The 21,216-nt window shown below is 68.2% G+C and carries 22 protein-coding genes; 13 read left to right on the top strand and 9 right to left on the bottom strand.

Annotated elements, in window-relative coordinates; all coding sequences use genetic code 11:
• The first annotated feature begins 53 nt into the window (after positions 1-53).
• The 3 genes from frr to RJ1_RS26625 are packed head-to-tail and all read left to right on the top strand — an operon-like array spanning position 54 to position 2,278.
• Positions 54-611 carry a ribosome recycling factor gene (gene frr, locus RJ1_RS26635; RefSeq protein ID WP_073365521.1) on the top strand — a complete coding sequence of 186 codons (558 nt, stop codon included), beginning with the start codon at positions 54-56 and terminating at the stop codon, positions 609-611.
• Between the two features lie 28 nt (positions 612-639).
• Positions 640-1,566, top strand: a complete 927-nt coding sequence (locus RJ1_RS26630) for a phosphatidate cytidylyltransferase (protein WP_083400437.1) — start codon at positions 640-642, stop codon at positions 1,564-1,566.
• Positions 1,567-1,576: 10 nt separating this feature from the next.
• Positions 1,577-2,278: a class I SAM-dependent methyltransferase gene (locus tag RJ1_RS26625; protein WP_073365519.1), complete on the top strand. Its 702-nt coding sequence runs from the start codon at positions 1,577-1,579 to the stop codon at positions 2,276-2,278.
• Between the two features lie 6 nt (positions 2,279-2,284).
• On the opposite strand, the gene RJ1_RS26620 is transcribed toward RJ1_RS26625, so the two are convergent.
• Complete coding sequence (locus RJ1_RS26620; protein WP_143048861.1) at positions 2,285-3,139, bottom strand: HpcH/HpaI aldolase/citrate lyase family protein; 855 nt, start codon at positions 3,137-3,139, stop codon at positions 2,285-2,287.
• 83 nt (positions 3,140-3,222) lie between these two features.
• Positions 3,223-3,636, bottom strand: coding sequence for a LapA family protein (locus RJ1_RS26615; RefSeq protein ID WP_073365517.1), 414 nt, complete (start codon positions 3,634-3,636; stop codon positions 3,223-3,225).
• Between the two features lie 114 nt (positions 3,637-3,750).
• On the opposite strand from RJ1_RS26615, the gene rlmN reads away from it, so the two are divergent.
• Positions 3,751-4,860 (top strand): dual-specificity RNA methyltransferase RlmN, encoded by a 1,110-nt coding sequence (gene rlmN / locus RJ1_RS26610; protein ID WP_143048860.1) that lies wholly within the window; start codon positions 3,751-3,753, stop codon positions 4,858-4,860.
• A gap of 78 nt (positions 4,861-4,938) precedes the next feature.
• Here rlmN and RJ1_RS26605 read toward each other — a convergent pair whose 3' ends face one another.
• Positions 4,939-5,208, bottom strand: coding sequence for a DUF2631 domain-containing protein (locus RJ1_RS26605; RefSeq protein WP_073365516.1), 270 nt, complete (start codon positions 5,206-5,208; stop codon positions 4,939-4,941).
• A 120-nt stretch (positions 5,209-5,328) separates the two neighbouring features.
• Here RJ1_RS26605 and dxr point away from each other — a divergent pair, with 120 nt between their 5' ends.
• The 8 genes from dxr (at position 5,329) to RJ1_RS26565 (ending at position 13,083) form a co-directional block, all read left to right on the top strand.
• Positions 5,329-6,486, top strand: coding sequence for a 1-deoxy-D-xylulose-5-phosphate reductoisomerase (gene dxr / locus RJ1_RS26600; RefSeq protein WP_073365514.1), 1,158 nt, complete (start codon positions 5,329-5,331; stop codon positions 6,484-6,486).
• Between the two features lie 6 nt (positions 6,487-6,492).
• Positions 6,493-7,713, top strand: coding sequence for a M50 family metallopeptidase (locus RJ1_RS26595; protein WP_073365512.1), 1,221 nt, complete (start codon positions 6,493-6,495; stop codon positions 7,711-7,713).
• Positions 7,714-7,754: 41 nt separating this feature from the next.
• Positions 7,755-8,912 (top strand): flavodoxin-dependent (E)-4-hydroxy-3-methylbut-2-enyl-diphosphate synthase, encoded by a 1,158-nt coding sequence (gene ispG, locus RJ1_RS26590; RefSeq protein ID WP_073365511.1) that lies wholly within the window; start codon positions 7,755-7,757, stop codon positions 8,910-8,912.
• 94 nt (positions 8,913-9,006) lie between these two features.
• A complete protein-coding gene (locus tag RJ1_RS26585; protein WP_073365510.1) occupies positions 9,007-9,843 on the top strand; it encodes a GNAT family N-acetyltransferase in 837 nt (278 codons plus the stop codon).
• A 53-nt stretch (positions 9,844-9,896) separates the two neighbouring features.
• Positions 9,897-11,711 carry a penicillin-binding transpeptidase domain-containing protein gene (locus tag RJ1_RS26580; protein WP_073365508.1) on the top strand — a complete coding sequence of 605 codons (1,815 nt, stop codon included), beginning with the start codon at positions 9,897-9,899 and terminating at the stop codon, positions 11,709-11,711.
• Positions 11,712-11,868: 157 nt separating this feature from the next.
• Positions 11,869-12,174, top strand: a complete 306-nt coding sequence (locus tag RJ1_RS26575; RefSeq protein ID WP_073365506.1) for a hypothetical protein — start codon at positions 11,869-11,871, stop codon at positions 12,172-12,174.
• A gap of 1 nt (position 12,175) precedes the next feature.
• Positions 12,176-12,658, top strand: a complete 483-nt coding sequence (locus tag RJ1_RS26570; protein WP_073365504.1) for a GyrI-like domain-containing protein — start codon at positions 12,176-12,178, stop codon at positions 12,656-12,658.
• Entirely contained in the window at positions 12,655-13,083 is a 429-nt protein-coding gene (locus RJ1_RS26565) for a hypothetical protein (protein WP_073365503.1), read from the top strand. Before RJ1_RS26570 ends, RJ1_RS26565 begins: the two co-directional genes overlap by 4 nt.
• A 12-nt stretch (positions 13,084-13,095) precedes the next feature.
• Here the strand turns inward: RJ1_RS26565 and RJ1_RS26560 are convergent, their stop codons facing one another.
• Together RJ1_RS26560 and RJ1_RS26555 are read right to left on the bottom strand one after the other, a co-directional pair.
• Complete coding sequence (locus RJ1_RS26560) at positions 13,096-14,517, bottom strand: APC family permease (RefSeq protein WP_073365501.1); 1,422 nt, start codon at positions 14,515-14,517, stop codon at positions 13,096-13,098.
• Positions 14,518-14,571: 54 nt separating this feature from the next.
• A complete protein-coding gene (locus RJ1_RS26555) occupies positions 14,572-15,450 on the bottom strand; it encodes a helix-turn-helix transcriptional regulator (protein ID WP_073365499.1) in 879 nt (292 codons plus the stop codon).
• Positions 15,451-15,559: 109 nt separating this feature from the next.
• Here RJ1_RS26555 and RJ1_RS26550 point away from each other — a divergent pair, with 109 nt between their 5' ends.
• The gene (locus RJ1_RS26550; RefSeq protein WP_073365497.1) at positions 15,560-17,182 is read left to right on the top strand and encodes an AMP-binding protein; all 1,623 of its coding nucleotides are present in this window, start codon (positions 15,560-15,562) and stop codon (positions 17,180-17,182) included.
• A gap of 62 nt (positions 17,183-17,244) precedes the next feature.
• On the opposite strand, the gene RJ1_RS26545 is transcribed toward RJ1_RS26550, so the two are convergent.
• The 4 genes from RJ1_RS26545 to RJ1_RS26530 are packed head-to-tail and all read right to left on the bottom strand — an operon-like array spanning position 17,245 to position 21,161.
• Entirely contained in the window at positions 17,245-18,030 is a 786-nt protein-coding gene (locus RJ1_RS26545) for an ABC transporter permease (protein ID WP_073365495.1), read from the bottom strand.
• On the bottom strand, positions 18,005-18,910 hold the full coding sequence (locus RJ1_RS26540) for a 2-aminoethylphosphonate ABC transporter permease subunit (protein ID WP_073365493.1): 906 nt from the start codon (positions 18,908-18,910) through the stop codon (positions 18,005-18,007). The genes RJ1_RS26545 and RJ1_RS26540 overlap by 26 nt, the downstream gene beginning before the upstream one ends.
• Positions 18,907-20,124, bottom strand: a complete 1,218-nt coding sequence (locus RJ1_RS26535) for an ABC transporter ATP-binding protein (RefSeq protein WP_378379523.1) — start codon at positions 20,122-20,124, stop codon at positions 18,907-18,909. Before RJ1_RS26535 ends, RJ1_RS26540 begins: the two co-directional genes overlap by 4 nt.
• Positions 20,124-21,161: a 2-aminoethylphosphonate ABC transporter substrate-binding protein gene (locus RJ1_RS26530; RefSeq protein ID WP_073365489.1), complete on the bottom strand. Its 1,038-nt coding sequence runs from the start codon at positions 21,159-21,161 to the stop codon at positions 20,124-20,126. Before RJ1_RS26530 ends, RJ1_RS26535 begins: the two co-directional genes overlap by 1 nt.
• Positions 21,162-21,216 lie beyond the last annotated feature (55 nt).

Below are 21,216 nucleotides of genomic sequence, written 5' to 3'. Positions count from 1 at the left end.
GCTCGAAACAGAGGCAGTGACGAATCGATGCAGAACGACATGGAGGAACAGCCGTGATTGATGAAGCTCTCTTCGAAGCCGAGGAGAAGATGGAGAAGGCTGTCACGGTGGCCAAGGACGATCTCGGCTCGATCCGCACGGGCCGCGCGAATCCCGGCATGTTCAACCGCATCGGCATCGACTACTACGGCGCCTTCACCCCGATCACCCAGCTCGCCAGCATCAACGTGCCGGAAGCGCGTCTCGTCGTGGTCAAGCCCTACGAGCCCTCGCAGCTCGGCGCCATCGAGACGGCGATCCGGAACTCCGACCTGGGCGTGAACCCGTCCAACGACGGAAACCTGATCCGCATCTCCGTGCCGCAGCTCACCGAGGAACGCCGCCGCGAACTGGTCAAGCAGGCCAAGTCCAAGGGCGAGGACGCGAAGGTGTCGGTGCGCAACGTGCGCCGCAAGGCGATGGACGAGCTGTCCCGGATCCAGAAGGACGGCGAGGCCGGCGAGGACGAGGTGGGGCGCGCCGAGAAGGAACTCGACAAGACGACCGCCCGGTACGTCGCGCAGGTCGACGAGCTGGTGAAGCACAAGGAAGCCGAGTTACTGGAAGTTTAGTCACGAGACGAGGAGTGGATCGGGGACAGTGACCGTGCCAGCAGAACACGGGACCCCAGGGGGACCCATATCCGAGGGCGACCCCTCGGGACCGGTCTCCGAGGGAAAGCCCGCGCCGGAGGCGGCACCGGCCGCGAAGTCGAAGGCCGGGCGAAACCTCCCCGCGGCGATCGGTGTGGGCGTCGGTCTCGGCGTCGCACTGATCCTGATCCTCGTCTACGTGCCCCTGGTGTGGATCGGGGTGGTGGCGGTTGCGATGGCCGTGGCCACGTGGGAGGTCACGAAGCGGCTCCGCGAGGCCGGCATCAGCGCCCCCAGGATCCCGCTGCTCGCCGGGGGTCAGGCGATCCTGTGGCTCGGGTGGCCGTTCGGCCCGGTCGGGGTGCTCAGCGCCTTCGCGGGAACGGTGCTGGTCTGTATGGTCTGGCGTCTGTTCGACCACGGGCTGAAGGCGACGCCGCAGAACTTCCTCCGCGACACCGCGATCACCGTGTTCGTGGCCTCCTGGATCCCCCTGCTGGCGTCGTTCGCCGTCCTGATGGTGTTGCAGGACGACGGCGCCGGACGGGTGTTGTGCCTGATGATCGGTGTGGTCTGCTCCGATGTGGGCGGCTACGCGGCGGGTGTGCTGTTCGGCAAGCATCCGATGGTCCCGGCGATCAGCCCCAAGAAGTCGTGGGAAGGGTTCTTCGGTTCGCTTCTGTTCTGCGTCATCGGCAGCCTGCTCACCGTCACCCTGATCCTCGACGAGAACTCGATGATCGGGGTGCTCCTCGGCGTCGTCCTCGTGGTGACCGCCACGCTCGGCGATCTCATCGAATCCCAGGTCAAGCGGGAGCTTCGCATCAAGGACATGGGGACGCTGCTTCCCGGCCACGGCGGGATCATGGACCGTCTGGACTCCCTGCTGCCGTCGGCGTTCGTGACGTGGCTGGTGCTCACGGTCCTCGTGTGATCGCCCGGCCGTGACCATTCCCAGCCCGAACATCTGGCACTGGCCGGAGCTGTACGAGATCGAGAATCGTGCCCAGGACGTCGACGGGGCGATATTCCGGCACCTGCGCGCGGCCGTGAACTGGACGGGCGGCACCGTCGCCGACGTGGGCTGCGGTTCGGGGTTCCATCTCCCGGTCTTCGCCGAGTCCGCGGCCACGGTCTACGGAGTCGAGCCGCATCCGCCGCTGGTGGAACGTGCCCGCACCCGGGTGGGGGACCTGCCGAACGTCCGTGTGGTCGAAGGTTCGGCGGAGGGCATACCCCTGGGCGATGCGAGCGTGGACGTCGTGCATGCGCGGACGGCCTACTTCTTCGGGCCCGGCTGCGGCCGCGGCATACGCGAGGCCATGCGTGTGCTGCGCCCCGGCGGCGCGCTCGTCGTGGTCGATCTCGACGCGACGGCCCACCCGTACGGCGAGTGGATGCGCGCCGACCTGCCGCAGTACCACCCGCCGGCCGTCGAGGCCTTCTTCGCGGCGCAGGGGTTCGACCTGGTGCGCGTGGAGACGCGATGGCGATTCCCGGACCGGGAGTCGCTGCGCGGAGTCCTCGGCATCGAGTTCAGCAAGAAGACGGCATCGAAGGCATTCGCCCAGACACCCGGCGTGGCTCTCGACGTGCGCTACCGCGTTCACGTCCGCCGAAAGCCCGCCGGTCTCGAGATAGTCTGACGCAGGCTACCGCCGCGGCGCGATGTGGAAGAGCTTCGCGAGGGCGTTGATCTTCTTGGCCTTCGCGAGCTTGGGGAGGTCGCTGCCGTCCCGCACCCGGGAGCCGTCCTCACCGAGATCCGCGATCACGTCCCGCGCCCATTCGGCCTCGGCCGGGGACGGGCTGAGAGCGTCGTTGACCGGTGCGGTCTGCGCGATCGTCATGCACAGCTTGCCGCTCATCCCCATCGACAGGGTGAGCGCCGACGCGCGGACCAGGGCGTCGACGTCGGTGCCGAGGGTGGGGCCGTCGATCGGCGGCGCGATCCGGGCGGCTCGGCTGGCGATCGTCAGCCGAGAACGGGGATAGGCCATCGCCAGCGGCGAATCGTCCATTCCGGTGTCGCGGCGGAAGTCGCCGCTGCCGAACGCGAGCCGGAATGTGGCCTCGGTCCGGGCGATCTCGGGTGCGGCCTCGAGCCCCATCGCGGATTCGACGAGGGCGAGCACCTTGGTGCCCTCCGGGAGCCGCTCGGCGGTGGCGTCGACCTGCATCCCGCTCTCGGTCTTGGCGAGCATGACGCCTTCGAGACCGGGGGCACCGTTCAGGGCTGCCAGATCGTCCGCCCAGTAGGGGGTGGTGGCGTCGTTGATCCGCACCCACGCGCGGCGGTTCTCGCCGAGCCAGGCGACGACGTCGGCGCGGGCCCGGGGTTTGCGGTCGGGAGTGACGGCGTCCTCGAGATCGAGGATCACCGCATCGGCGGCGCTTGCATGTGCCGCCTCGAACCCCTCGGGCTTGCCGGCGGGAACCAGCAGCCAGGATCGTGCTTGCTCAGCCGCGATGCGCGGTGCCACAGTCGTCTCCATGTAGGCCTTCACAGTCGTGCCGTTCCGGTGATATCCACGACATCGATTCTGCTCGCTCGGGGTCGGCTCTATCCACTTGCGTAACTATTGTTCAGTTAGAAATTACTGTTCAGACGCCGCTGACGGTTCGCCGCCCGCCGGATCTGGATGATGCGGACACCGCCCGCCAGGCCCATGATCACCGCGCCGGCGATGGCCGCGAACAACAGTGTGACACCCAGTGGAAGGGTGAAATCCCAGCCGAACAGTTCGAGGGTCACGCTGTCGAGGTTCTGCAGGATGAACACGAGAAGCAGTACGAGAACGACGATTCCGATCACCAGACCGGTCCACGTGGCACCCACCCGCGTGTGCTTGATGCCCTTGCGGCGTGCGACGTCGGGATGTTCGGTTCCCGCGGGCGAGGTGTCGGGGTGCGGCGGGTCGGTGGGCACCGGTCCGGTGCCGGGACCACGGCCGGCCGGAACGTCCGGAGGGAAGTTCGACGGGTCGTCCGGTGTTGTGGCCATGACTTGATCTTCACCCACCTGGACGGGTTCCGCAGGCGCATCGGGCGGCGAAACAACGTCGATCAGGCATCCGCACGACAACGACCCCCGAATCAATGGGACAATGGAGAAACTATGGCTGTCTCGCTTCCCCTCGTTTTCACCGCGCCCCGGCGTGGGATGCCCCCTCGGCATCTCGCGGACCTCGACTCCGCCGAGCGGCGGGAGGCCGTCAAGGAGCTGGGTCTGCCCGGGTTCCGGGCCGACCAGCTGGCCCGGCAGTACTACGCGCGGCTCGAGGCGGACCCGGAGAAGATGACCGATCTTCCCGCCGCCGTGCGCGAGCAGGTGGGGTCCGCCCTCTTCCCGACGCTGCTCACCCCCGTCAAGCATCTGGCGTGCGACAACGGAGACACCCGCAAGACGCTGTGGAAGGCGAACGACGGAACGCTGCTCGAAAGCGTCCTGATGCGCTACCCGGACCGCGCCACACTGTGCATCTCCAGTCAGGCGGGGTGCGGAATGGCGTGCCCGTTCTGCGCGACCGGTCAGGGTGGGCTGCAGCGCAACCTGTCGACCGCCGAGATCGTCGACCAGGTGCGTGCCGCTGCGGCCGCTCTGCGCGACGGTGACGTCCACGGCGGTCCGGGCCGGTTGTCGAACGTGGTGTTCATGGGCATGGGCGAGCCGCTCGCCAACTACAAGCGGGTGGTTGCCGCTGTGCGTCGCATCACCTCGCCCGCCCCGGACGGACTCGGGTTGTCGCAACGCTCCGTGACGGTGTCGACGGTGGGTCTGGCGCCCGCGATCCGCAAGCTCGCCGACGAGGACTTCAGCGTCACGCTGGCCGTGTCGCTGCACACCCCGGACGACGAACTCCGCGACACACTGGTCCCCGTCAACAGTCGCTGGTCGGTGGCGGAGGTCCTCGACGCCGCGCGCTACTACGCGGACAAGTCCGGACGTCGGGTCTCGATCGAGTACGCGCTGATCCGGGACGTGAACGATCAGCCGTGGCGCGCCGATCTGCTGGGCAAGAAACTCCGCAAGGCGCTCGGGCCGCTCGTGCACGTCAATCTGATCCCGCTGAACCCCACCCCGGGCAGCGAGTGGGATGCGAGCCCGAAGCCGGTGGAGAAAGAATTCGTCCGGCGCGTGCTGGCGCAGGGTGTGTCCTGCACCGTGCGGGACACCCGTGGCCAGGAGATCGCGGCTGCCTGCGGGCAGCTCGCCGCCGAGAACTGAGCTGCCGCGCAGCCGCCGAAACGACGAAACCCCTCGTCCCCGAGTGATCGGGACGAGGGGTTTGTTCGCGGTTCGGTGTTACCGGGGCTTGCGCCGCAGGACGATGTCGCGCACGAGGATCAGGACCATCAGGGCCGCGCAACCGATCAGCCACAGGTCCTCGACCTCGCCGGTGTGGTTGCCGATGATCATGAGCAGCAGGAACACGGCGAAGAACCATCCGAAGAAGCGGAACGTCTTCGGAGCCTCACCGCTCCAGCCCCATGCTGCCGACGGGACCTCCGCGGTGTCGATGTGTGCGGCCACGATGGGGTCGCTGGACGAGGGCTCCAACTGGGTACCGGCCACGATCGATCCTCCTGCAGATTCGGTTGCGCTACTCGATATATCGTGACATACGACTGCCCGTCGTATGTAGCGGGGCCATCCGTGGCGGGCAGTCCGCTGTCCATCAGGAACAATGGGTGGGTGGATGAAAACAGGCCCACTCGCGTCCTGCTGCTCGGCAGCACAGGTTCGATCGGTACCCAGGCGTTGGAGGTGGTGGCCGCCAACCCGGACAAGTTCACGGTGGTGGGGCTCGCGGCGGGCGGCGGAAACGTCGAACTGCTGGCGAAGCAGATTCGTGAGACGGGGGTGTCGTCCGTCGCGGTCGCGGATCTGCGGGCCGCGGCGTCGCTGGATCTGCCGGGGGTGTTGAGCGGGCCCGACGCCGTCACCGAGCTCGTCCGCACCACCGAAGCGGACGTCGTGCTCAATGCGCTCGTCGGTTCACTGGGACTCGAGCCCACGCTGGCCGCGCTCGAGTCCGGTGCGCGGCTCGCTCTCGCCAACAAGGAGTCGCTCGTCGCCGGCGGGCCGCTCGTGACCGCCGCCGCGGCTCCGGGGCAGATCGTGCCGGTCGACTCCGAGCACTCCGCGCTGGCCCAGTGCCTGCGCGGCGGCAGCGCGGACGAGGTGGACCGGCTGGTTCTCACCGCCTCGGGTGGCCCCTTCCGCGGCTGGACGACCGATCGGCTCGAATCGGTGACACCCGAGCAGGCCGGCGCCCACCCCACGTGGTCGATGGGGCCGATGAACACGCTGAACTCCGCGACGCTCGTCAACAAGGGGCTCGAGCTGATCGAGACGCATCTGCTGTTCGGCGTCGACTACGAACGGATCGACGTCACCGTCCACCCGCAGTCCATCGTGCATTCGATGGTGACGTTCACCGACGGGTCGACGCTGGCGCAGGCAAGCCCGCCCGACATGAAACTTCCGATCGCCCTCGCGCTCGGCTGGCCGCGTCGCGTCGCGGGCGCCGCCCCGGCCTGCGACTTCAGCACGGCGTCCACCTGGGAGTTCGAGCCGCTCGACACGAAGGTCTTCCCCGCCGTGGACCTTGCCCGAGAGGCGGGGAAGGGTGGCGGATGCCTCACTGCCGTCTACAACGCTGCCAACGAGGTCGCGGCTCAGGCATTCTTGGACGGGATCATCCGGTTCCCCCGCATCGTCCGCACCGTCGCCTCCGTGCTGTCCGAGGCGGACGAGTGGACGGCGCCACCGGCTACCGTGGAAGACGTACTGGCCGCCGACGGCTGGGCACGTGAGCGAGCACGTCAGCTCGTGAAGCAGGAAGGCTAGAACTGCATGGTGTTCGCAGTGGGCGTTGTTCTCTTCGCCCTCGGGATCGCATTGTCGATCGCGCTTCACGAAGCGGGTCACATGTGGGTGGCGCAGGCTACCGGCATGAAGGTCCGCCGGTACTTCATCGGTTTCGGACCCAAGATCTTCTCGTTCCGCCGGGGTGAGACCGAGTACGGGCTCAAGGCGCTGCCCCTCGGCGGCTTCTGTGACATCGCCGGCATGACGGCGCTGGACGAGCTCGAACCGGACGAAGAAGACCGGGCGATGTACAAGAAGCCGACGTGGAAGCGCCTCGCGGTGATGTCCGGCGGCATCGGCATGAACTTCGTCCTCGGACTGGTCCTGGTCTACGTCCTCGCCGTGGGGTGGGGGCTGCCCGACCTGAACCGGTCCACCGACGCGGTCGTCGGGTCGGTCGGGTGCGCGGCGCCGAGCCAGGGCCCCGGCCCCGACTACGCGCTGTCCGCGTGCACCGGTCCCGGGCCCGCCGAGCAGGCCGGAATCCGCACCGGCGACGTCATCACCGCGGTCGACGGCAAGGACACCGCCACGTTCGCCGACGTGGCCGCCGCCACCCGCTCGCTGTCCGGTCCGGTCGACTTCACGATCGAGCGGGACGGTGACGAGCAGACGATCGTCGTCCCGGTCCAGCAGGTGCAGCGCTGGGTCCAGGAGGAGGGGGAGACCGAACCCCACGAGGCGACGGTCGGCGCGATCGGCATCGGCGCGACACCGAGCGTCGTCGAGCACTCGGCCCTGTCGGCGGTGCCCGCCTCGTTCGAGTTCACCGGCGACATGTTCGTGATGACCGCCGAGCGGCTGGTGCAGATGCCGAGCAAGGCCGTCGACCTGTGGCATGCGGTGACCGGCGGCGAACGCGATCCGGAAACCCCGATCTCCGTGTACGGCGCGAGCGTCATCGGCGGGCAGATCGCCGAACAGGGCATCTGGGAAGCGTTCGTGCTGCTGCTCGCGAGCCTGAACTTCTTCCTCGGGATGTTCAACCTGCTGCCGCTGCTGCCGCTCGACGGCGGGCACATGGCGGTCACCGTCTACGAGCGCGTCCGGGACTGGTTCCGCAGCAGGCGCGGCCTTCCCGGCGGCGGACCGGTCGACTACATGAAGCTGCTGCCCGTCACCTATGTGGTGATCGTCATAGGCGGCGCATACATGCTCCTCACCCTCACCGCCGACATCGTCAACCCGATCAAGCTCTTCCAGTGATCGCTAAACTCGGACTTGAAGCTACGAAAGAAGGCACCCACGTGACCAGCCCTGTCGGATTGGGAATGCCCGAAGGCCCGGCCGCCGTTCTCGCACCCCGCCGCAAGACCCGCCAGCTCCAGGTCGGAACGGTCGGTGTCGGCAGCGACTTCCCGGTATCCGTGCAGTCGATGTGCACCACCAAGACCCACGACGTCAACGCCACCCTGCAGCAGATCGCCGAACTCACGGCGTCCGGCTGCGACATCGTCCGCGTCGCCTGCCCCCGGCAGGAGGACGCCGACGCCCTCGCGACCATCGCGAAGAAGAGCCAGATCCCGGTCATCGCCGACATCCACTTCCAGCCCCGGTACATTTTCGCCGCCATCGACGCGGGCTGCGCGGCCGTCCGCGTGAACCCCGGCAACATCAAGGAGTTCGACGGACGCGTCAAGGAGGTCGCGAAGGCGGCAGGTGACGCCGGCATCCCGATCCGCATCGGTGTCAACGCCGGTTCCCTCGACCCGCGCCTGATGCAGAAGTACGGCAAGGCGACGCCGGAGGCGCTCGTCGAGTCGGCACTGTGGGAGGCGGGCCTGTTCGAGGAACACGGGTTCGGCGACATCAAGATCTCGGTGAAGCACAACGATCCGGTGATCATGGTCGAGGCCTACCGGCAGCTCGCCGCCCAGTGCAACTACCCGCTGCACCTCGGGGTGACCGAGGCCGGTCCCGCGTTCCAGGGCACGATCAAGTCGGCGGTGGCGTTCGGCGCCCTGCTCGCCGACGGCATCGGCGACACCATCCGTGTGTCGCTGTCCGCGCCGCCCGCCGAGGAGATCAAGGTCGGCACGCAGATCCTGCAGTCGCTGAACCTGCGTCCCCGCAAGCTCGAGATCGTGTCCTGCCCGTCGTGCGGGCGCGCCCAGGTCGACGTGTATACGCTCGCCGACGAGGTCACCGCCGGACTCGAGGGCATGGAGATCCCGCTGCGTGTGGCCGTCATGGGCTGCGTCGTCAACGGTCCCGGTGAGGCCCGCGAGGCCGACCTGGGGGTCGCGTCCGGCAACGGCAAGGGCCAGATCTTCGTCAAGGGCAAGGTCATCAAGACGGTGCCGGAGGCGCAGATCGTGGAGACCCTGATCGAGGAAGCGATGCGGATCGCCGAGGAGATGGAGGGCGATTCGACGTCCGGATCGCCCGTCGTGACGGTCAGCTGACCCGGCGCAGGCAGCGGGCAACGAAACGTCTCCCGTTTCCGGCGAGTTCGTGGCAATCTGGTGGGCAGGTCCACTAGCTGACAAGGTTGGGTAGATGCTCAAGCTCCTCGGTGCAAAACAGTTGAGCAGTCGGGACGCAGCACACGTGCTCCGCGTTCTCGACGCCGATCCTGTCGCCGCCTGCATGGTTGCCGCTCGCGTGGAAGAGGGCGGCGTCGATCCCCGGATGATCCACGGAGAGTTGTGGAGTCGGGGCGGGCCGATCGAATCGTTGTGTTTCTCGGGTGCGAATTTCGTGCCGCTCCGCGGCAGCATCGACGACATGCGGGCATTCGCCGACCGGGCCTGTCGCACGCCGAGAATGTGCTCGTCGCTGGTCGGCCGAGCCGAGTTGACGCTGCCGCTGTGGGAGATGCTCGAGATGGACTGGGGGCCGGCCCGGGAGGTCCGGCCGGACCAGCCACTGCTGGCGCTGGCGAGCACCCCGCAGTGCCGCCCGGATCCGCTGGTCCGTCAGGTGCGGATGCACGAACTCGAGCAGTACCTGCCCGCCGCGGTCGCGATGTTCATCGAAGAGGTCGGCATCGACCCCCGCGCCAACGACGGTGGGCGAGGCTACCGCCGCCGCGTCGCCAACCTGATCGCCGCCGGCCGGGCGTGGGCGAGATTCGACGACGGTCAGGTGGTGTTCAAGGCCGAGGTCGGATCGGTGTCGTCCCGGGTCGGCCAGATCCAGGGAGTCTGGGTGCACCCGATGTACCGTGGGCACGGTTTCGGGGCCGCCGGTACCGCGACGGTCGCGGAGGCCGTCATCGCGGAGGGTCGCATCGCCAGTCTCTACGTCAACAGCTTCAACACCGTTGCCCGCAGCGCGTATGCGCGCATCGGCTTCAGTCAGGTCGCGACGTTCGCCACAATTCTCCTGGACTGACTCGCTGGTCGCCTACCGGGTCGGCGGTGTTCGCCGACATAACATGGGCGGCGATGAACCTGCGGCCATATCCTCGCTTACGCGTCGTCCAGTCGATCGCCCTCTGCGGCGCCGCTGTGCTGACGGTGGGTCTCGCGGCGTGCACGCCGAGACCGGACGGTCCGGAACCGGCCGCGCAGGCGTTCCTCACGGCCTTCGCCGAACAGGATTCGGGGCAGGCCGCCGATCTGTCGGATCGTCCCGACGTCGCCCGCCAGACCCTCGAGTCGGCATGGTCGTCGCTTCAGGCCGAGTCGCTCGACGCCCGGACGACCGACGTTCATGTCAGCGGTGACACGGCCACGGTCGGGTACACCTACGAATGGCATCTGCCGAAGAATCGGGTGTGGACGTATTCGGGCGAACTTCAGATGGGGCGCCGCGGCGGCGACTGGGCCGTGCGGTGGAGTTCCACCAACGTCCATCCGCGGCTGGGCGACCGGCAGACGATGTCGCTGCGTTCCACCGCCGCGCCCCGGGCACGGGTCAACGAGCATTCCGGCTCCGACGTCCTCGTGCCGGGAGTGGTCTACCGCGTGAAGTTCGATGCGGCGCAATCGGGCAACGTGATCGGCAGCGCCCAATCCCTCGCGTCGGCGCTCACCGCGTTCGACACCACCCTCACGGCGCAGTCGATCGCGGAGTCCGCGACGGCGGTCAAGGGCGATTATCTGGTGACCCGGCTGCGGTCGGACGACTACGAACAGGTCGCCGGCGTGCTCGCCGCCATTCCCGGTGTGAGCGTGTCCGACGAGGCGGATCTCGTGGCCACCGACCGGACCTTCGCCCCCGATCTCGTGGGCCAGGTGAAGAAGACCGTGATCGACGAGGTCGACGGCAAGGCCGGGTGGAGCGTCGTCACCGTCAACCAGAACGGTGTCGACACCGACGTGCTCACCGAGACCGCGCCGCAGACCTCCCCGTCGTTCTCGATCAGCCTCGACCGTCCCATTCAGATCGCGGCGCAGAACGCCGTCAACGCCCGAACCGATCAGACCATGATGGTCGTCATCCAGCCGTCGACCGGCGACGTCCTCGCCGTCGCGCAGAACACGGCCGCGGACCGGGACGGTCCGGTGGCACTCACCGGCCTGTACCCGCCCGGTTCGACGTTCAAGATCATCACCGCCGGCGCGGCGATCTCCTCGGGTATCGCCACCCCCGACACGATGGTGCCGTGCCCCGGGCGCATCGAGATCGGCGAGCGCAGCGTCCCGAACTACAACGAATTCGCGCTCGGCACGGTGCCGATGGCCACGGCATTCGCCCGCTCGTGCAACACGTCGTTCGCGAAACTCGCCAGCGAGATGCGGCCCGACGCGCTGACCGTCGCGGCGTCGCAGTACGGAATCGGCCCCGACTACGAAGTGGTGGGCCTGCCCACGGACTCGGGTTCCGTGCCGCCCGCCGACGACCTTGTGCAGCGGACGGAGGACGGGTTCGGGCAGGGCAAGGTGGTGGTCAGCCCCTTCGGGATGGCGTTGGCTGCCGCGACCATCGCCCATGGTTCGACGCCCGTGCCCCGGCTGATCGCCGGGCGGGAAACCATGATCGACGGGGATCATCCGCAGATCAGCCCGGAGATGGTCGACGGGCTGCGCGGCATGATGCGGCTCGTGGTGACCAGTGGAACCGCCGAGCGGATCGAGGATCAGGGCGAGGTGTACGGCAAGACGGGTGAGGCCGAGGTCGAGGGCGGCTCGCACGCCTGGTTCGTCGGCTACCGCGGCGACCTCGCGTTCGCGACGCTGGTGGTGCGCGGCGGAAGTTCCGACAACGCCGTCGCCGTCACCCGCGACATGTTCGCCGCGCTGCCCGAGGGGTACTGACACCGCCGCTGTCCACCGATCGGGGGACGGGGAATTCATCCTGTTCAGGAGCCGATCGGTGGACAGACGCTGCCGCCGGGGCGGTCCATAGTTGGTTGCAGACGGAAGAACCCGCACAGGCGGGATCGAAAAGCCAACGTGGACAGGAAGTCAGACCATGACGATCAGTGCAGACGTGAACTGCGTGGAGACCAGGAACGGCACCCGGCGGGTGTTGTTCGTCGGGAGCCCGGGCACCGGTACCGAGCTGACGCAGTGGGCTGTGTTGCGGCAGTGGGCTTCCGACCGCGGTATGGAATCGATCAGCGAATATGAGGGCGACGTTGTCTGCGCGATCGCGACCGAGGACGTTCTGGACGGACTCTGCACGCCATCGGATGCGATGGCCATGCAGCTGGCGCGGGCTCGAGGGGTGCCCTGCGTCGGCGTTCGCGACGCACATCTTCTCGAGGCGGCGATCTGACATGGCCTTCGAGATCATGGAGCGCGGCGAGACCCTGGTGGCCGGTCTGCCGGTACGAAGTCCTCAGCGGGCGCTGGGCAAACTGAGCGACCCGCGCCTGGACCGGGCGTGGACGAGGGTCCTCCACCACGAAGTCGGGGGACCGCTCGCGTCCACCTACATCGATTTCGCGCCCGACGTCGAGTCCTACTACACCCAGATCGTCGGGTACGAGTGCGCGACCGTGGACGATGCGACTCGGGGGCATGTCGTTTCGCGGATACCGCCCGGCACGTACGCCAAGTTCTCCGCCAGGGGAATGTTTCCCGACGTGATGTTGCGGCTGTGGGCGCAGGTCAGCGAGGCGGAGTCGAACGGCGACATCGAGCGGGCGTATACCGGCGACCTCGAAGCGTATCCCCACGCCTACGCCGTGGATCTGTACATTCCGATTCTCGTGGACGAGTCCCACGGTCCGTCGAGCGCACAAGGTGAGAAGAAATGATCGAGATCGTCAAGAGGCAGACCGAATCGTTTGTGGGCCTGACCATTCCGGAGGGAAAGCCAGGTCGTCCCGGACCGGGCCGGGAACTCGTCGACTACACGGTGGAGCGGATCAGGGATCGGGGGATCTCCGAAATCTTCGTCGTGTACGCGGCGTCCCCGCCTCCGCGCACGTTCACGGTGGTCGTCGGGTACCCGTGCGATTCGACCGACAAGATGGAGCCCGGTGACGTCCTGGTGCGGGTGAACTCCGGCTACTTCGCGCGATTCGTGTGCGAGGACGAATCCGAACCGGAAGGGCTCGCCGAGACCTGGAGCGTCGCCGACTACGCCGCGGCGCGCGGTCGGATCGAACGAGGTTTCGCCGAGGACCTCGAGGTGCACCATCCGGACGGATCCGCCGAACTGTTCCTCTCGCTCTGCTGAACCGCAACCGGGTTACTCGTGCTCGGCGAGTTTCTCGGGGTCTATTTCGGGACCGCCCTTGCCGAGCCTCTTGTTCACGAGGACGGTCCCGGCCCACAGCACCACACCGATTCCGAGGAGGATGCCCGCGATCTGGTATTGCACCGCCGGGCGGTCGGCGATAGGAGTGACGAGGAAGCCACACGTGAGGGCGCCGATGATCGGCAGGATGGTCGGCACCCGGAAATGCTTGTGCTCCACCGGCTGCTTGCGCAGGACGAGCACGGTGATGTTGACGATGGTGAACACGCCCAGCAGCAGCAGCGCGGTGGTGCCGCCGAGTTCGGGGACCTCACCGACGAACGTGATCAGGCCGAAGGCGAGGATCGTGGTGAAGACGATGGCGACATACGGCGTGCGCCGCGTGGCGTGAACCTTGCCGAGAGGGGGAGGCAGGACGCCCTCGCGGCTCATGCCGTACAGCAACCGGCTCGCCATCAGCATGTTGATCAGCGCCGTGTTGGCGACGGCGAACATGGTGATGAACGCGAAGATCCCGATCGGGAACGCGGGCGCCCCGGCCTGAACGACCTTGAGCAGCGGAGTGTCACCCTCGCCGAGTTCGGCCACCGGCACGAGGGCGATCGCGGTGATCGACACGAACACGTAGATGCAGCCGGTGACGATCAGGCCGGTCAGCAGGACCTTGGGGAAGATGCGGCTCGGTTCCTTGCATTCCTCGGCCATGTTGACCGAGTCCTCGAAGCCGACCATCGCGAAGAACGCAAGGGCGGTTCCCGCGACGACCGCGCCGAGTGCGGATCGGTCGCCGGTGTCGAACGTGGCCACCCGGGAGAAATCGCCGTCGCCGACGCCGAGGGCCCACAGCCCGATCATGATGATGATCAAGAGACCGGACAGCTCGACGCAGGTGAGTACGACGTTGGTCTTGACGCTCTCGCTGACCCCGCGGAAGTTGACGAGCCCCACCAGGGTCATGAAGCCGAGACCGAGCAGGGTGATGCCGATTCCGGTGGAGAAGTCGAGGTGGAACGCTTCGACGAAATTGGCGGCGAACGCCCGCGACGCCGTCGACGCGGACGTGATTCCCGAGCACATCACCGCGAACGCGACCATGTACGTGAGGAAGTGCACCCCGAACGCCTTGTGCGTGTACAGCGCGGCGCCGGCAGCCTTCGGGAACTTGGTGACGAGTTCCAGATAACTGAATGCGGTGATGATCGCGACGACGAACGCCACCAGGAACGGCAGCCATACCGCGCCCCCGACCTGGTTGGCGACCTTGCCGGTGAGCGCGTAGATCCCGGTGCCCAGGATGTCGCCGACGATGAACAGCAGCAGCAACCCCGGGCCCATCACCCGTTTGAGGCTCGGCTGTTCGGGCGAATTCGAATCGGGCGCGTTCGAACTCGTGGCGTCCGCTGTCGATCCCATGACCCACCGCCTTTCGCTACCGCCTGCGTCCCTCGTTCGAGTGGACACGTGTCGCTAGGGGAGCAGCCCGAGCCTGCGCGCGGTGACCACCGCCTCGTGCCGCGACCGGGCGTCGAGCTTGCTCATGGCACTGCGCAGGTAGCTCTTCACCGTCTCCGGGCCCACCGAGAGGCGCTGTGCCGCTTCGCTGTTGGTGCATCCCAGCGCAACGTGGGACAGTACGTCGATCTCGCGCGGAGCGAGATGGATGCCGGGGTCGTCGTCGGCGCCGTCGTCGGTGCCGGGCCGCAGAATCCCCGCCAGTCGCTGCGACAGCCCGCGGAGGCGGGCCTGCAACGACGAATCGGTGACGGTCTGCGCGACGCTGCGCAATTCCGCGTGGATGTCGCGGAGTTCCTCGGAAGTGGCACCACCCGCGGCGTTCACGTCGAGCGTCGTCATCATCTCGAGGCGGCGATCGACCTCGTCGCGGATGGCGATCTCGGTGCCCAGCCGCCGCGACGCCGCGACGACGATGTCGGCGGTGCGGTCGCCGATCGGCGCGCAGTCGCGGATGGCGGCGTACAGGACGGCGCGCGAACTCCCCCGCACCATGACGGGCACCGCGAGGATGGACCGCAGTCCCTCGCTGAGGACGGGCCGGTCGTAGTGGTGGGTGATGGTCGAGGAGTTGCCGTAGTCGTGGACCGACACGGGTGTGCGCTGGGCGACGACCCGACCGCCCAGTCCGGAACGCGGGGGGATGGCCAGGCCCTTGAGGTTGTTGGTGCGGGTGCCGACGAACTCGCTGAGGTGCAGGGTGTCGTCCTGGACCTCGCCGCCGAAGAGGACCGGCGCGACGCCGTGAGCTGCGATGGAGCGCAGCTCACCACGGAGTGCGTCCCCGTCCCGGGGGCGCAGCAGCGAGGGTGCACGAGCAACCAAGTCGGTCACCCCTTTCCGGGGGTAGTCACGGCGGTCTGTGAGCTAGATCATAACCGTAGAGAGTTCGGGCGACGGCCCGACCATCTGTACCGGGCCATGAGAACACAAGGAGTACCGCATGACCACCGATCCCACCGCACGCGTTCGTGAGCTGCTCGACCAGTACGACACACCGACTGCGTCCGCCGCGGAACTGCTGTGTGATCGTCACCCCGCAGACGACGTGGCGTTCACCGTCGTCGAATCGGACCTGTCGTCGACAGACCTGACCTTCGGATACCTTCGCGAACAGTCGACGCGGTTCGCGGCCGCGCTCGCGGACCTCGGCGTCGAGCCGGGCGATCACGTCGCGACGCTGATGGGCAAGTCCGCCGAACTCGTCGTCGCGCTGCTCGGCATCTGGCGGCGGGGCGCCGTCCACGTCCCACTGTTCACTGCGTTCGCACCGCCCGCGATCGCGTTCCGGCTGGGTGCGAGCGGTGCGAAGGTCGTCGTCTCCGACGCCAACCAACTCGACAAGCTGACCCCCGGGGAGGACATCCCCGCGGATGCGTCCTGGCAGGTCGTCGTCGTGGGTGGAACCGGCACCGATGCTCTCGAGTTCGCGACGCTCGTGGACGCGCACGACGCCGCGGACGCGACGGGTGCGGCGGTCACGGTGGGCGGCGACGGGCCCCTCGTCCAGTTGTTCACCAGCGGCACGACCGGAACCCCGAAGGGTGTGCCGGTGCGGCTGCGGGCCCTCGCTTCCTTCCACGCCTACCAGGAGTTCGGCCTCGACGTCCGCAAGGACGACGTGTTCTGGAACGCTGCGGACCCCGGCTGGGCGTACGGCCTCTACTACGCCCTGCTCGGTCCCCTCGCCGCGGGCACCCGCAGCATCCTTCTGCACGCCGGGTTCTCCGCGCCGCTGACGTGGCAGGTGATGGAGCGTTTCGGCGTCACCAACTTCGCCGCCGCGCCCACGGTCTACCGCAGCCTGCGGGCCGACCCCACGCCGATCCCCGAGACGGTGAAGCTGCGCCGCGCGTCGTCGGCGGGTGAACCGCTCACTCCCGACGTGATCTCGTGGGCCGAGGCCAACCTGAATGTGTTCGTCCGCGACCACTACGGCCAGACCGAGCACGGGATGTTCATCGCCAACTCCTGGGCCGACGGACTGCGGGAAGAGGTGCGTGACGGGTCCATGGGTAAACCGCTGCCGGGGTGGGCGTGCGCCGTCCTCGAGGACGACTCCGACGCGATCGCGTCGCCGCGCACGCCGGGGCGGGTCGCGATCGACACACACAACAGCCCACTGATGTGGTTCACCGGCTACGTCGACGCCCCGGAGAAGACCGCGCAGCGGTTCACCGCCGACGGTCGCTGGTACCTCACCGGCGACGCCGGGCAGACCGACGAGGACGGCTTCTACTTCTTCTCCGCCCGCGACGACGACGTGATCATCATGGCCGGCTACCGGATCGGGCCCTTCGACGTCGAGAGTGTGCTCGTCATGCACGACGAGGTGGTCGAGGCTGCGGTCGTCGGGATGCCCGACGAGTTGCGGGGTGAGGTGCTCGAGGCGTTCGTGGTCCTGCGCGACGGCGTCGACGGGACCGACGAACTGGAGGTCGAGCTGCAGACGCTGGTGAAGAAGAAGTTCGCGGCGCACGCCTACCCGCGCACCGTGCACTTCGTCCCCAACCTGCCGAAGACCCCCAGCGGCAAGGTGCAGCGCTACCTGCTCCGCAAGAAGTAGGCGGCTACGCCGCCCGTGCGTGGTTGACGAGTCCAGAGACCCGTCGACCACGCACGGGCGCGTCAGCGCCTGCGGAGGCGGCCGACGACCAGCAGGGCCAGGAGCGTGACCGCCAGCAGTAGCGTGGTGTCGGCCGCGGCGAGGAACACCTGCCCGCGGTCGGTGAGCCCGAAGATGCTCACCGGCAACGTCTTCCAGGTCGCCGGGTACACCATCACGGTGGCGCCCAGTTCGCCCATCGACAGTGCGATCGCCAGGCCCGCGGCGGCGCCGAGCGCGGGGAGCAGGAGCGGCAGTGTGATCCGCAGCAGGACGCGGGTGGGACCGGCGCCGAGGGATTCGGCGGCCTGACGGTAGGCGGGATCGAGTCGGTCCAGCGCCGCGGAGACGGCGCTGAACGCGAAGGCGAGCACGAGAACGGTGTGCGCCAGGATCACGATCCATGTGGTTCCGCCGAGCAGGATCGGGCGCTCGTTGAAGGTGATCAGCAGACCCAGTCCGACGGCCACCGACGGGACGGCGATCGGCAGGTGGAACACCGCATCGGTGAGGCGCCGCAACCACGCCGGCGCCTCCCGCGCAGCCAGTGCCGCCCACGTCCCGATCACGAGCGCCAGTGCGCCCGCGATGAACGCCGTCTGCAGGCTGACGGTGAGACTGGCGAGATTCTCGTCGGACAGCGCTGCCTCGAAGTTCCGGCCCCCGAGGTCCGCGGGCAGCGGGCCGGTCCAGGAACCGGCCAGCCCGGCCGCGACCACGGTGGCGATCGGTGCCGCGAACACGACGGTCACCACGAGGGCGAACCCGCCCAGGACCAGCGCCCTAGATCTTCTCGTCCACAGCAGCACGGCTGCCTCCCGTCAGTCTCGCGAACACGAATCGGTACGTGCAGTACAGGCTCAGCGACAGCGCCAACTGGACGGTGGCGATCACGGCCGCGCCCGGCAGGTCGAACGTGACGATGCCGCGCGTGTAGATCAGGACGGGCAGCGTCACCACCTCCTTGGCGCCCGTGAACAGGACGATGCCGAACTCGTTGAGGGTGAGCAGCAGCACCAGTGAACCGCCGGCCAGCAGCGCGGGCCACGCCTCGGGCATCACCACGGTCCGCAGCACCCGCAGCGGCGACGCCCCGAGGCCGGCGGCGACGTCGAGTTGCTCACGGGGGATCTGGGTGAACGCGGCGAGAAGCGGCCGGACGACGAACGGGGTGAAGAACGTGATCTCGGCAGCGATCACCCCGAGCGGGGTGCTGAGGAAGTTCAGCGGTCCGGTGTCGTCGCCCGTGATCCCCGAGACGAGCGCATTGACCGCCCCGGCCGTGCCGTAGAGGAACGTGAACGCCAGGGTGATCAGGAACGACGGAAGCGACAGCACCGCGTCGATCAGCCGTCCCATCACCTTCGATCCCGTGAACGGCACGAACGCCAGGACGAGTGCGAGGAAGGTGCCGAGGATCAGGCAGCCGAGGGTGGACAGGGCGGCGATCTGCACCGTTCGCCACAGCGCTGTGCGGAACAGTTCGGAACCGAGCACACCGGACCACGTGTCCAGACCCGAGCCGGTGTCGGAGTGGAGTGATTCGGTGAGGACCCGCGCCATCGGGTAGACGGCGAACCCGAGGACGAGCAGCAGCGGCGGAAGCGTCCACGCGATGCTCCGCCAGCCGAACGGTTCGGGCCGGGGTGGCGCGGTCGCGGCGGGTGGACGGTCGAGGGTAGCGGTCATGTCGCGGGCACCAGGACGCAGCCGTCGGACGGGAACTGCACGCCGACGACGGTGCCGGGTGCGCGCCGGTCGTGACCGGACACGGCGACGTCCACCTGCACTCCGGCGACGTCGTCGACGGTGGCGCCGGTGTCGACGGTGTCGACGGTGTCGACGGTGTCGACGGCGAGCGTGATCCGCGTGGTCGACCCGCGCCACACGCTGGAGACGATCCGCGCCGAGAACGAACCCCGAGATCCGGGTGCCGTCACGGTCACCTCGTGCGGCCGGACGCAGAGGAACGCGCGCAGGTCCGATTCCCACTCGACGCGCCCGATGTCGGGTTGCGGGGCGGTGGCGGTGACGGGAATTCCGCCGACCGACACGAGTGCCGACGTTCCGATCACCCGGGTGACGGTGCACGGCAACAGGTTGGCTCCGCCGAGGAACTGCGCGGTGAAACTGCTCGGCGGCCGCTTCCAGAGGTTCTCGGCGGTGTCGACGTCGGCGAGCCGGGAGTCCCGCATGACGGCGATCCGGTCGGCCAGCGCCAGCGCCTCGCTCTGATCGTGCGTGACGTAGAGCATGGCGGTGTCCGGCAGGGCCGCACGCAATCCCGCGAGCTCACCGAGCATGCTCTGCCGCAGCTGAGCGTCGAGTGCGGCGAGCGGTTCGTCGAGCAGCAGGACCGCAGGCCGGATCGCCAGCGCCCGTGCGATCGCGATGCGCTGCTGCTGTCCGCCGGACAGCTCGCGCGGCAGACGCTTGCCGAACGCGGCCATGCCGACCATGTCGAGGGCCTCTGCCACCCGTGCACCGATCTCGGCGCGTGGCACCCGGTGGGAGCGGAGCCCGAACGCGACGTTGTCGGCGACCCGCATGTGCGGGAACAGCGCGTACGACTGCACGACGACGCCGATTCCCCGTTTGGCGGGCGGTAGGTCGGTGACGTCACGGGTTCCGAGGCGTACGGAACCCGAAGCGGGACGGACGAATCCGGCGAGCGCCTTGAGTGCGGTCGACTTTCCGGAGCCGCTCGGGCCGAGCAGGGCCACCGTCTCGCCGCGGGCGACGCGCAGGTTGAAGTCGATCAGGGCGTGGGTGAGTCCCTTGCCGCGGCCGTAGCCGACGGTGACGCGGTCGAAGGTGATGGCCGGTGCGGAGTGGTCGGTTGCCCCGCGGACCGCAGGGGTGTGTGACGGGTGTGCCCGGCTGGATCGAATTCCCGACACGATCAGCTCCCGGTGACCTTCTGGTATGCGGCGACGTCCGAATCGAGTTCGGTGAGAACGTCGTTCCAGTTCGGCGACCACACCTGGACGCCCTGCAGTGCGCGCGCCGGTGCGTTCTCGCCTGCCGCGGCGCGCACGTCCTCGCGGACCGACACGCCCAGTGCCTCGTCGGCGATCGTCTTCTGGGATTCCTCGGACAGCAGGAACTCCATCAGTTTCGTGCCCTGCTCGCTGCGCGGTGCGCCCTTCGCGAGGCCCATCACGTAGGGCAGGGCGACGGTGGTGCGGGTGCCGTCGGCGGCGGCGGGGAAGAAGAGGTCGAATTTCGAGCCGTCCTCGGCGATCGAGGTGAGATTCATCTGGACGTCGCCGTTGGCCACGAGCAGCTCGCCGTTGCTGACCTTCGGCTGCAACTTGCCGGTCGACGACGACGGCCCGACGTTGTTGGTCTGCAACTGCGCGAGATAGTCGAGTGCGCCGTCCTTGCCCATCAGATGCTGGAGGAGCAGCAGGACCGCGGTGCCGTCGCCGGCCTGTCCGGGCGTGGAGTACTGGAGTTTGCCCTTGAACTGGTCGGACAGCAGGTCGTCCCAGGTCCGGGGAGCGGGCGACGCAGCGGGGTTGGCGATGAACGACAGGTAGTTCTCGACGACGGGAATGTAGTGACCGGCTGCGTCCTTCTCCTCCGCAGGAACGGCGGACGTGTCGACACCGCTCGGCACGAGCAGTCCCTGGGAGTCGGCCTTCTGGATGAACGGCGGCAGCGTCACGACGACGTCGGCTTGGGGGTTGGACTGTTCCTTCTCGAGACGCGACACGACCTCGCCGGATCCGGCCTCCACGAGGTTCACGGCGATCCCGGTCTGTGCGGTGAAGGCGTCGAACCGTGACTGGTACCAGCCGGACAGGCCGTCGGCGCTGTACACGGTGACGGTGTCGGTGCCCGAGTCGGCGGCGGTGCCCGTTCCGCCGCACGCGGTTCCGAGGGTGAGGACTGTCGCGGCGAGGGCGGCCGCGGCGATCCGGGGGCGAAGACGCATGGCGTGCTCCTGACGATGAGGGGGACTGTGCGAGGAAGCTTGCCGTTTGGTCTAG

Source organism: Rhodococcus jostii NBRC 16295, from assembly GCF_001894825.1.
Lineage (GTDB): Bacteria > Actinomycetota > Actinomycetes > Mycobacteriales > Mycobacteriaceae > Rhodococcus_F > Rhodococcus_F jostii.
Note: the sequence above shows the minus strand (reverse complement) of the source record. Positions and strands in the feature narration are given on the sequence as shown.

What these genes read in the sequence shown, in the direction of transcription:
- RJ1_RS26615 (WP_073365517.1), bottom strand. Translation starts at nt 3,636, where the DNA reads ATGGCCACAACACCGGACGACCCGTCGAACTTCCCTCCGGACGTTCCG.
- rlmN (WP_143048860.1), top strand. Translation starts at nt 3,751, where the DNA reads ATGGCTGTCTCGCTTCCCCTCGTTTTCACCGCGCCCCGGCGTGGGATG.
- RJ1_RS26595 (WP_073365512.1), top strand. Translation starts at nt 6,493, where the DNA reads ATGGTGTTCGCAGTGGGCGTTGTTCTCTTCGCCCTCGGGATCGCATTG.
- RJ1_RS26585 (WP_073365510.1), top strand. Translation starts at nt 9,007, where the DNA reads ATGCTCAAGCTCCTCGGTGCAAAACAGTTGAGCAGTCGGGACGCAGCA.
- RJ1_RS26580 (WP_073365508.1), top strand. Translation starts at nt 9,897, where the DNA reads ATGAACCTGCGGCCATATCCTCGCTTACGCGTCGTCCAGTCGATCGCC.
- RJ1_RS26575 (WP_073365506.1), top strand. Translation starts at nt 11,869, where the DNA reads ATGACGATCAGTGCAGACGTGAACTGCGTGGAGACCAGGAACGGCACC.
- RJ1_RS26570 (WP_073365504.1), top strand. Translation starts at nt 12,176, where the DNA reads ATGGCCTTCGAGATCATGGAGCGCGGCGAGACCCTGGTGGCCGGTCTG.
- RJ1_RS26565 (WP_073365503.1), top strand. Translation starts at nt 12,655, where the DNA reads ATGATCGAGATCGTCAAGAGGCAGACCGAATCGTTTGTGGGCCTGACC.
- RJ1_RS26560 (WP_073365501.1), bottom strand. Translation starts at nt 14,517, where the DNA reads ATGGGATCGACAGCGGACGCCACGAGTTCGAACGCGCCCGATTCGAAT.
- RJ1_RS26550 (WP_073365497.1), top strand. Translation starts at nt 15,560, where the DNA reads ATGACCACCGATCCCACCGCACGCGTTCGTGAGCTGCTCGACCAGTAC.
- RJ1_RS26540 (WP_073365493.1), bottom strand. Translation starts at nt 18,910, where the DNA reads ATGACCGCTACCCTCGACCGTCCACCCGCCGCGACCGCGCCACCCCGG.
- RJ1_RS26530 (WP_073365489.1), bottom strand. Translation starts at nt 21,161, where the DNA reads ATGCGTCTTCGCCCCCGGATCGCCGCGGCCGCCCTCGCCGCGACAGTC.